Source organism: Mycobacterium sp. 852002-30065_SCH5024008 (genome assembly GCF_001665645.1).
GTDB classification, from domain to species: Bacteria; Actinomycetota; Actinomycetes; order Mycobacteriales; family Mycobacteriaceae; genus Mycobacterium; species Mycobacterium paraffinicum.
In genome coordinates this window covers 53541-62987 of the sequence record NZ_LZSZ01000111.1, presented here as the reverse complement: position 1 = coordinate 62987, position 9447 = coordinate 53541, and the positions used below count along the sequence as shown (strand labels likewise).

The window sequence follows — 9447 nt, the reverse complement described above, 5'->3', positions numbered from 1 at the left end:
TATGCGATCGTCGGCAGCGTCAGATGTGTATAAGAGACAGGCCGTAGGAGGTGGCGGCGCGACGGGGCGCGGGACCAGCGGGCTGGCCGGGGGGGCCGGCAGCGGCGCGACGCTGGGCGCGGGCGGGGCCTGGCGGTTTTCGAGGCCGGTCAGCGTGTAGGCCACGCCACCGATCGCCGTCATCGCCACGAGGGCGGACATGCCGATGATCAACTGCGACAACCGAAGGCGGCGCCACGGCCGGTCCGGGGGCGGGTCGATCACGTTCATGCGCATCGACCAGCCGGACGGGCCGTCTTCGTCGTAGGTTTCGCCGCCGAACCGCAACCGCACGTCGCCGGGGTATTCGGTCTGCGACCACGCCAATTCGCGATCCGTCAACGCCTCGTCGTCGATCACCAGCACGTCGCCGGCACCGAGGTCGACGACCTCATTGGTGGCGTTGGCGGACGCGAGCAGGCCGATCGACGTCCGCGTGCGCAGGCTCAGCTCGTCACCGCGGGACGCGAGCAGCAGCGCGCCGCAGGCCGCCGCGAGTGCGGGCTGCGACGGCGTCAGGACCGGGATGCGTCCGTGCACCGAAAGCCGTTCAGCGACAAGCGGAATGTATGCGCCCCCGCCGACGGTCACCACCGCAGCCAGGTCCCCCCAGTTCTTGCGGTAGCGCACCAGCATGTCGTCGAAGGCGTAGATGAAGCCGGTCAGCCGATCGGCCATCAGGTCTTCGAGATCGTCGCGCCTGAGCGTGAAGCTGCAGTTGCGTTCGCCGAGCTGGGCCGCGATTTCGGTGACCACGTCGGTGGACAGCCGCTCCTTGGCCAGCCGGCACTGTTCACTGAGGTCGCCGAGTTGCCCGACGGCGGCCGTGCTGCCCGGGTCGATACCGCTGCCGCGACCCAGTTCCTCGAAGACCCGCAGCAGCAGCTCCTGGTCGATTTCGTTGCCGGACAGAGCCGCGTAACGCATTGTCGCGGTGACGAGTTCGAAATCGCCGGCGACGTTCACCAGCGTGGCCGATGTACCGCCGCCACCGAAGTCCAGCAGCCCCACCACGCCTTCGTCGGGCAGGCCGAGTTCGGACTTCACGGCGGTCAACGACGCGATCGCGTCCGAGACGAGCCGGGGCGCCATGCCGCTGCGGACGAATCCCAGATGCGTCCGCAGACCGTCGCGCAACGCCTGCACCGTAACGGGTTTCCAGTACGCGGGCACGGCAATGGAGATCTCCGAGCACGACGCGTCCGCGCCGGCGGCGCGCACCATCGCGTCCAGGGCCTCCACCGTCAGCAGTTCCGGGTCGTGCGCGGAGCCGTCAACGGACACCAGCGCCACCGATTCACCGATGCGCTCGACGAAGCCCTTCATCATCACGCCGGGCTCGGCGAGATATGAATTCTCTTCGGGCAAGCCGACTTCCGGCGCGCAGTGCGGGTAAAGCGTCAGCACCGAACGCCGGGTGACCGGTGTACTTTCGTTGCGCGCAGCGACCAGGTTCGTGGTCCCGATCGACAACCCAAGTGGGTCGTACATAGAGCGAAAACTTTCGTCTATAGGGGTCGGTGGCCAGCGTTAACCATAGCCGCGGACACGCCCAAAACCGATGGCTTGCAACATCATCGGTATCCGGTCGATGCCACCTCGTCACCGAAGTGGTACCGCTGACCCCTTGACAAATTGACGCGGTCGCTTACACCACGGTCAGCGGCAGTGATCGTCTCGGCTCAAACTGGAATGTCGCTCCACCGCTCACCTTTGTTACCGACACCTCGGGCAGTTCGGCGGCCGCGGCGTCGGTTTCGACCAGTTCCGCGGTCCAGTCGGTGTTCGTGCCGCTGACCCGGACCTCGATGTGCGGGTCGACGCCGGTGGCGATCGCCTGCAGCGGTTGCACCGATTCGGGTGAGCACAGCGCGATCCACGCGGCGTCGTCGTGGGCCGGCGAGCGGTGCACCACGAGCCGGTTGGCCGTCTCCGCGCAGACGTAGCCGGCGGGGTTCAGCAGGGGGTGCAGTTCGAGCACCTGCAACACGCCTTCGATGCCGCCCGGCAGCCCCAGCGCGCGGTGAATGCGCTCGGCGGCCACGCCCGCTATGCCGGTGAGGCCTTGCGTGCACAAGGACACGGCCTGGGCGTCGTCGGCGGCGCGGGCGGTCACCGCGATGGCGAACGACAGGTAGAGCAGGTGCATCTGCAGACAGACCTCGTCGGCCATTCGGACCAGCGCCGAATGCGAGAAGCCGGCGAAGTCGAAGTCGGACAGCAACGGGCCGGAGTAATCCGCCTTGCCCTCGCCGGAGCGGTCGATCGGATCGAGTTCCCATGTGGCGGCTCGGGTTTGGCGCACGATGTCCAACGCGGGAATGCTCTGGGCCTCGGGATAGGACTCGTCGATGATGACGGTCCACGCGCAGTGCGGCTGGCGGTCCTTTGGTGTCCGCGGCGGCCGGTGGATGGGGCGCACCTGGGCGCGGGCGTTGGTCGCCACCGCGGTGGCGTCGAAGGTCGGGTCCTCGATGGTGTGACACATGCCGAACACGTACTTCTCACCCATCGGCTCCACGTCGAGCAGCGCACCGCAGTGGTCGAGGTGGAATTCGCCGTGCCAGCGGTCGTGCACGGTGTAGCGGAAGTCCATGAATTGCGGTGGCGCGCCGATGTCGAGCTGCAACCCCTTGAAGATGGTCGGCACGTCGTTGCCCTCGAAGTTGAGTGCCCGCTGCATGCGCCGGGTGTAGATGGGGCTGGCGCCCGCCCACTCCTCGATGGCGATCTGCACCATCTCGTCGCGACCGAACGCGCCGATGCACCAGGCCATGCCCGAGCGGTCGATCAGTTGCCCGATCAAGAGCAGTTCGGGAACCAGGACGGCCAGCTGCTCGCGGGTCAACCGCGCATAACGGGATCGGCTCACCGGCCAAAAATAGACTTGGCTATGTTATAAAGTCAACAATGTCGATTGCTGCAGGTCAGGCCGGGGGTTCGGTTGGCCCCACCCGGCGCACCACGGCGCCGCGCAAGCGCGGCGACGACACGCGCGCGAAGATCATCGACGAGACGGTCCGCTGCATCACGGAGGAGGGCTTCGCCGCCGCGACCGCCAAGCACGTCGCCGAACGCGCGGGCGTGACGTGGGGCGTCATCCAGTATCACTTCGGGGATCGCAACGGCCTGTTGATGGCCGTCGTGGACGACGGGGTGGACCGGCTGATCGAGAGCCTGTCGTCCGCCGATGTCAGCGAGTTGCCGCTGCGCGAGCGCATCGAGGTGGTCGTCGACACCGCGTGGAGCTGCTACAGCAGTCCGACGTCGATGGCGGCGTTCGAGATCCTGCGGGCCACCCGCGGCGGCCCGGGCGAGTCGCCGCGTCGCCATCTGCTGGAGATGAACGCCGCGATCGGGCAGCTGGGGCGGCTGATCACCGGCGACCCGGCGAATGCCGGTGTGGCCGAAGTCATCTGGGCCACGCTGCGGGGCGTGGTGCTGGCGCAGATGGTCACCGGGACGGCCATCGACTGGAGCCTGGAACGGCGCGCCCTGATCGACATGGTCACCCGCTACCTGTCCGAGGGTCGGGGCCACCGCGACACTTAAACCACGCACGAGACACGCCACACGATGTGACCGTGGCTCAAGTCTCGGCGACGCCGGCTCTCCGATGCGAGCGCAGGCGGCTCATCACCGTGTGCTGCAATGACCGGATGAGCACCCTCACCCTCGACGAACTGGCCGATATCGAAGCCATCAAGCACGTCAAATACCGGTATCTGCGTGCGCTGGACACCAAGCACTGGGACGACTTCGCCGACACGCTGGCCGAGGACATCAAGGCCGACTACGGGCCGTCGATCGGCAACGAGTTGCACTTCACCAACCGCAACGACCTGGTCGAGTACATGCGTACGTCGCTGCCCGCCAACGTCATCACCGAGCACCGGGTGACCCATCCGGACATCGTCGTCGACGGCGATACGGCAACGGGCAGTTGGTATCTGCAGGACCGGGTGATCGTCGCCGACTTGAACTTCATGCTGATCGGCGCGGCCTTCTACCGCGACACCTACCGGCGCACCGACTCCGGCTGGAAGATCAGCGGGACCGGGTACGACCGAACCTACGACGCCACGATGTCGTTGGAGGGCATGAACTTCACGCTCAAGCCCGGTCGCGCGCTGGCCACCGACGCCTGACGCGCGCTACTTGGTGATGGCGATCACCGCGCCGGGCCGCAACCATTTCATGATCGACACCAGCTGAGCGTCGTCGACGGCGACGCATCCCTCGGTGGGTTTCCCGTCGGTGGTGTGGAAGAAGAACGCCGAGCCGCCGCCCGGGGTCTTGTTCTTGTTGACTCCCATCACGACCGCGTGCTTGTACTGCGGGATTTGCAGATTCTCGCTTTCGGCGGTGTTGAACGGGCACTGCGCCTTCTGGCACACCTGCATGGAGTTGAAGGTGGGGCTGTGGTCGTCGCCGCTCCACCAGTGATTGGCGCCCACCTGGGTATACGGCAGTCCGGTACCGGGATTCGGCGCGGTGCCGAAGGCGGAGTCCAGGGTGTACACGCCCATCGGAGTGGCCGGCACCCCGCTCTTGGCCTGGGGTGCCATACCCTCCGAACCGACATGGGTGGGAATCCCCGTCCGCAACGCCTGCCAACCGGCGGCGGAGCGCTGATAGATGTCCATCGTCGCGTTCGACCCGCCGGTGCTCATCACCGAAACCACCTGTGTGGCATTGCCGACGGCGTTCGCGAACCAGGGGGCACCCGCCGCGGCACCGATCGGCGCCAGCGCCAGCGACGCGAAAAATGCGCACGCCGAAGCGGACAGTGAAGCGAGCAGTCGGCGCATGACCTCTATCGTCAAACCCCCACAGCACGGGGTCAAGTAAAGCTTTAGACCCGGTTAGGTCACCGCGCCGTGATCAAATCCCCCGCGTCGCATGGTTTTCGGGAGGAGGCCGGGCTCGACGGCCGAATCACCGTGAAACACAGCAGGAAATACAGGTAGCCCAGCGACCAGCCCGCCAACACATCGGACGGGTAGTGCACGTTCAGCGCCACCCGCGAGACCCCCACCGCCAGCACGCTCAGCGCGACCAGCGCGGCCGCACCGCGGCGCACCGCCCGGTTCATCGTCGGCAACACCAGGAACAGCGCCGCGAGCAGCGCGGCAGTCGCCTCCAGAGCGTGCCCCGACGGAAACGATGTCTCGGCCGCGGCCACCAGCATGGTCGACGGCCGCGGCCGGTCCACCAGCGTCTTGGCCGCCAGCGTGACGAGCCCGCTCAGCGGCGCGCACGCCAACAGCAGCAGCCCTGCCCGCACCCGGCGCGCCACCAGGGCGGCGACCGCCGCCACCGTGCCCAGCACCCGCAACGGGACCGGGCCCAGCGCAAAGGAAACGTCCGCCCAGAACCGCACCCAGAACGGGTGTTTGACCGCGCTGTCGCGCGCGGCGTCCAACAGTGACCAGTCCATGCGCTGCTGCCAGTGCCAGTCCTGTGAGTAACCCACCCACATAAGCGCGTACACCGCCACAGCGGTCACGGCGATGCAGGCGGCCGGAATGATCCGCAATCGGGTCATGACCCCCACGGATACCAGCTGCGCCGCGCATAGCGGCAGGCGGCCTGACCACGTGGCCGCCGGCGCCGGTCCATACTGGCGTCATGGCCGTATTTGTCCGTAGGTTGTTCGGCATCGGCAAGTTGCCCGACGGCGTATACGCGCAGGTAGAGGCGGAAGGCCTTATCCACCTTGCCGACTACGTCCCGGTGACCCGGCGATTCCGCGGGGCCATCCCCGGCGTGCGATTGCCGCACAGCGTCGCCAGCTACACGGGTTCGCTGGTGTTCAGCTCCGAGCGGGTGCTCGCCACGTTGTCCATGTTGCCCAGGCTGGCCGGCCCGACCGTCGATGTCCGCTGGGACGCGGACAACAGAGGTTCTGCGCAGGTCGAAATATCGTCGACCGGTTTGCAGGTCGACGTCGACGTCAATCGGGTCGACCCGAAGTTCAGCGGCGAACTGTCGCTGCACTACAAGGTCGCCATTCCGGCCGACGTGCTCAGCGCCCTGCCGCGGCGATCGCTGACCTTCGACATGCCGCCCGACTACGTCTTTCGCGCGGTCGGCGTTACCTATAGTCCGTGACGGTCATCCGCGGCCAGGGCGGCTGCCGCAGCACCGCGAGGCTGCCGATCACCGCCGCCAGCAGGCCGGTCATCACTCCGATCAGCGCGATTCGATTCCCGTCCACGGCGGGCGTCCAGGACGCCTCGCCGTTGCGGACGACGAAGACGCCGCGGGGTTTGACGACGGGGATCACGGTGGTGCCGTCCGGTGTCTGATAGGGCTCGCCGTACACGCGGCCGGCGGCGCGGTCGGTGGGCAGCTGGTCGAGTGCGTCCAAGGGCTTCACGACACACTCCTTTCTCGGGTGTTCGCCGGGTCCGTGCTGCGGACTGGGTTCACGCTAACGCGGATTTCCTACGATGACTCCCGTGAGCGAGGAGGGCTTCAGCCCGCAGGAGCGACGGGCCGTCTATCGGGTGATCTCCGAACGGCGGGACATGCGCCGGTTCTCACCGGGCGTGGTGGCCGAGGACGTGCTGGCCCGCCTGCTGCAGGCGGCCCACGCGGCGCCCAGCGTCGGCCTGATGCAGCCGTGGCGTTTCATCCGGATCACCGATGACGGGCTGCGGCGGCGCATCCACGCGCTCGTCGACGAAGAGCGCCCGCTCACCGCCGCGGCCCTGGGCGAGCGGGGCGAGGAGTTTTTGGCGCTGAAAGTCGAAGGCATCCTGGAATGCGCCGAGCTTCTGGTGGTGGCGCTGGGCGACGACCGGGAGCGGCACGTGTTCGGCCGGCGGACGCTACCGCAGATGGACCTCGCGTCGGTGTCGTGCGCGATCCAGAATCTGTGGCTGGCGGCGCGCTCCGAAGGCCTTGGCATGGGCTGGGTTTCGCTGTTCGACCCGCACCGGTTGGCGGCCCTGCTCGAGATGCCCGCCGGGGCGGAGCCGGTGGCCATTCTGTGCCTGGGACCGGTGCCCGAATTCCCCGATCGGCCCGCGTTGGAACTGGACGGCTGGGCCGTCGCCCGCCCACTCTCGGAGTTCGTCTGCGAGAACCGCTGGAGTCGGCGCGCCCAGGGTCCCCCCGAGTAGCTGCGGTATCGTCGCCGGTCGCGGGCAAATTGGAGAGGTGACGCAATTGGCGCCGGGCGAAGCAGCCGACCGACAGGACAACGTGCTAATCGTGCACTGGCACGACCTGGGGCGCTATCTGGGCGTCTACGGCCACCCGGACGTCTCCAGCCCCCGGCTGGACCGCCTTGCCGCCGAGGGCATCCTGTTCACCAGGGCGCACGCCACCGCGCCGCTGTGCTCGCCGTCGCGCGGGTCGCTGTTCACCGGCCGCTACCCGCAGACCAACGGCCTCATCGGGCTGGCGCACCACGGCTGGGAATACCGCACCGGCGTGCGCACCCTGCCCCAGATATTGACCGACGCGGGTTGGTACTCGGCGCTTTTCGGCATGCAGCACGAGACGTCCTACCCGCAGCGGCTGGGCTTCGACGAGTTCGACGTGTCGAACTCGTACTGCGAGTACGTGGTGGGCAAGGCGGGCGAGTGGCTGCGCGAAGGCACCGAAGATCTCGCGGGCCAGCCGTTCCTGTTGACCGCCGGCTTCTTCGAGACGCACCGGCCGTATCCGCGGGACCGCTACGAGCCGGCGGACACCGCGGAGGTCGACCCGCCCGACTACCTACCCGACACCCCCGAGGTGCGCGGCGACCTCGCCAGCTTCTACGGGGCGATCGCGACGGCCGACGCCGCGGTCGGCCGGCTGCTGGACACGCTGGCCGAAACCGGGTTGGACGCCACCACCTGGGTGGTGTTCTTCACCGATCACGGCCCGGCGTTCCCCCGCGCGAAATCCACGCTGTACGACGCGGGAACCGGCATCGGCATGATCATCCGGCCCCCCACCGGCCGGGCCCTGACCCCGCGCGTGTACGACGAACTCTTCAGCGGCGTGGACCTGCTGCCGACGCTGCTGGGCCTGCTGGGCCTCGACGTTCCCGACGATGTCGACGGCGTGTCGCACGCGCGCGCCCTGGTCGCCCCGGACCCGCACACCGTGCCGGTCCGAGACCACGTGTACACGACGAAGACCTATCACGACTCCTTCGATCCCATCCGCGCGATTCGCACCAAGGAATACAGCTACATCGAGAACTACGTGCCCCGGCCGCTGCTCGACCTGCCGTTGGATATCGAGGAGAGCCCGTCCGGCATGGCGGTGGCACCGTTCGTCACCGGCCCGCGCCCGGAGCGCGAACTCTACGATCTGCGCACCGATCCCACCGAGACCACCAACCTGCTGGCTGGTGACGTCGCGGGTGCGGACAAGATCGCGGCGGATTTAGCTGTCCAGCTTCATGATTGGCGCCAGCGCACCGGTGACGTCATCCCGTCGGAGTTCGCCGGCACCCGCATCTCGGCGCGTTATACCGAGACGTATCTGCAGATTCATCGGATGAAGCCGACCTCCCGCTCGGCGATAGCTGCCGAACGGGGCATCGAGAAGGAAGCGAGCGGTTAGCCGGCGGAGCGCCGCGAGCCGCCGACCTCGGCGACGATGAACACCCGCCGGAACGGGAAGATCGTGGTGCCGTCGGGCCGGGGCGGGTAGGCGTCGTTGAGCAGCGGGATGAGTTCCTCGCGGAACCGCTCCCAGTCTTCGGCGCTCAGCCGCTCGCGCACCGGAACCAGCGCCGTCCCGGTGATCCATTCCAGCACCGGATTGTCACCGGACAACTGGTGCAGGTAGGTGGTCTCCCAGACGTCGACCTTGCATCCGGCGTCCAGCAGCAGGTTGGCGTACTGAATCGGCGGTTGCACCACGGCACCGACACGAAACGGTATGTCACGCATCGCTTTTGCGTAGGGCTCACGCCGGGCCAATGTCCGCACCGTGGCGTGTGACGGCGTCTCGAAGTTGCCGGGAATCTGGACGGCGATCCACGAGCCGGCGGGCAGCTCGTCCACCCAGCGGACCAGCAGGTCGGCGTGCTCGGGCACCCAATGCAGGGCGGCGTTGCTGACCACGACGTCGGTATCGGGCTTGGGCTTCCAGTCCCGCAAGTCGCCGACGACGGCCTCGATGCCGCGTTCCTTTGCGGCGGCGACCATCTCCGGCGAGGTATCCATCGCCTCGATCACCGCTTCCGGCCAGCGCCGCGACAGGTACTTGGTCAGGTGGCCGGGCCCGCAACCGAGATCGACGACCCGCCGGGCCCGCTCGGCCCCCACCCGTGACAGCAGGTCGTAGAAGGGCCGGCTGCGATGATCCGCAAAGGCCAGGTAGACATCTGGATCCCACATGTCGGTCCTCCTGATCAACGCGCCGTCACTAGTCGGCAGATAGACCAACCGTATT

At 67.7% G+C, this 9447-nt stretch carries 11 protein-coding genes; 5 read left to right on the top strand and 6 right to left on the bottom strand.

Annotation, left to right across the window (positions count from 1 at the left end):
• Both A5781_RS15590 and A5781_RS15585 read right to left on the bottom strand, forming a co-directional pair.
• A partial coding sequence (locus A5781_RS15590) for an Hsp70 family protein (protein ID WP_067207782.1) occupies positions 1 to 1530 on the bottom strand: 1530 nt, incomplete at its 3' end.
• A gap of 157 nt (positions 1531 to 1687) precedes the next feature.
• Positions 1688 to 2911 (bottom strand): hypothetical protein, encoded by a 1224-nt coding sequence (locus A5781_RS15585; RefSeq protein WP_067207778.1) that lies wholly within the window; start codon positions 2909 to 2911, stop codon positions 1688 to 1690.
• Between the two features lie 38 nt (positions 2912 to 2949).
• Here A5781_RS15585 and A5781_RS15580 point away from each other — a divergent pair, with 38 nt between their 5' ends.
• Positions 2950 to 3591: a TetR/AcrR family transcriptional regulator gene (locus tag A5781_RS15580; protein WP_067207775.1), complete on the top strand. Its 642-nt coding sequence runs from the start codon at positions 2950 to 2952 to the stop codon at positions 3589 to 3591.
• Positions 3592 to 3698: 107 nt separating this feature from the next.
• Positions 3699 to 4187 (top strand): nuclear transport factor 2 family protein, encoded by a 489-nt coding sequence (locus tag A5781_RS15575; protein WP_197503855.1) that lies wholly within the window; start codon positions 3699 to 3701, stop codon positions 4185 to 4187.
• 6 nt (positions 4188 to 4193) lie between these two features.
• Here A5781_RS15575 and A5781_RS15570 read toward each other — a convergent pair whose 3' ends face one another.
• Positions 4194 to 4850: a L,D-transpeptidase gene (locus A5781_RS15570; RefSeq protein ID WP_067207769.1), complete on the bottom strand. Its 657-nt coding sequence runs from the start codon at positions 4848 to 4850 to the stop codon at positions 4194 to 4196.
• 59 nt (positions 4851 to 4909) lie between these two features.
• Positions 4910 to 5587, bottom strand: a complete 678-nt coding sequence (locus tag A5781_RS15565; protein ID WP_067207766.1) for a phosphatase PAP2 family protein — start codon at positions 5585 to 5587, stop codon at positions 4910 to 4912.
• A gap of 83 nt (positions 5588 to 5670) precedes the next feature.
• Between A5781_RS15565 and A5781_RS15560 the strand changes: the two genes are divergently transcribed.
• Positions 5671 to 6153 (top strand): hypothetical protein, encoded by a 483-nt coding sequence (locus A5781_RS15560; protein WP_067207762.1) that lies wholly within the window; start codon positions 5671 to 5673, stop codon positions 6151 to 6153.
• Here A5781_RS15560 and A5781_RS15555 read toward each other — a convergent pair.
• A complete protein-coding gene (locus tag A5781_RS15555) occupies positions 6137 to 6421 on the bottom strand; it encodes a hypothetical protein (RefSeq protein WP_067207758.1) in 285 nt (94 codons plus the stop codon). The genes A5781_RS15560 and A5781_RS15555 overlap by 17 nt on opposite strands.
• A 73-nt stretch (positions 6422 to 6494) precedes the next feature.
• Between A5781_RS15555 and bluB the strand changes: the two genes are divergently transcribed.
• Positions 6495 to 7169, top strand: a complete 675-nt coding sequence (gene bluB / locus A5781_RS15550) for a 5,6-dimethylbenzimidazole synthase (protein ID WP_067207755.1) — start codon at positions 6495 to 6497, stop codon at positions 7167 to 7169.
• A 37-nt stretch (positions 7170 to 7206) separates the two neighbouring features.
• Positions 7207 to 8610: a sulfatase gene (locus A5781_RS15545; protein WP_067207751.1), complete on the top strand. Its 1404-nt coding sequence runs from the start codon at positions 7207 to 7209 to the stop codon at positions 8608 to 8610.
• On the opposite strand, the gene A5781_RS15540 is transcribed toward A5781_RS15545, so the two are convergent.
• The gene (locus A5781_RS15540; RefSeq protein WP_067207747.1) at positions 8607 to 9392 is read right to left on the bottom strand and encodes a trans-aconitate 2-methyltransferase; all 786 of its coding nucleotides are present in this window, start codon (positions 9390 to 9392) and stop codon (positions 8607 to 8609) included. The two genes, A5781_RS15545 and A5781_RS15540, sit on opposite strands and share 4 nt — an antisense overlap.
• Positions 9393 to 9447 lie beyond the last annotated feature (55 nt).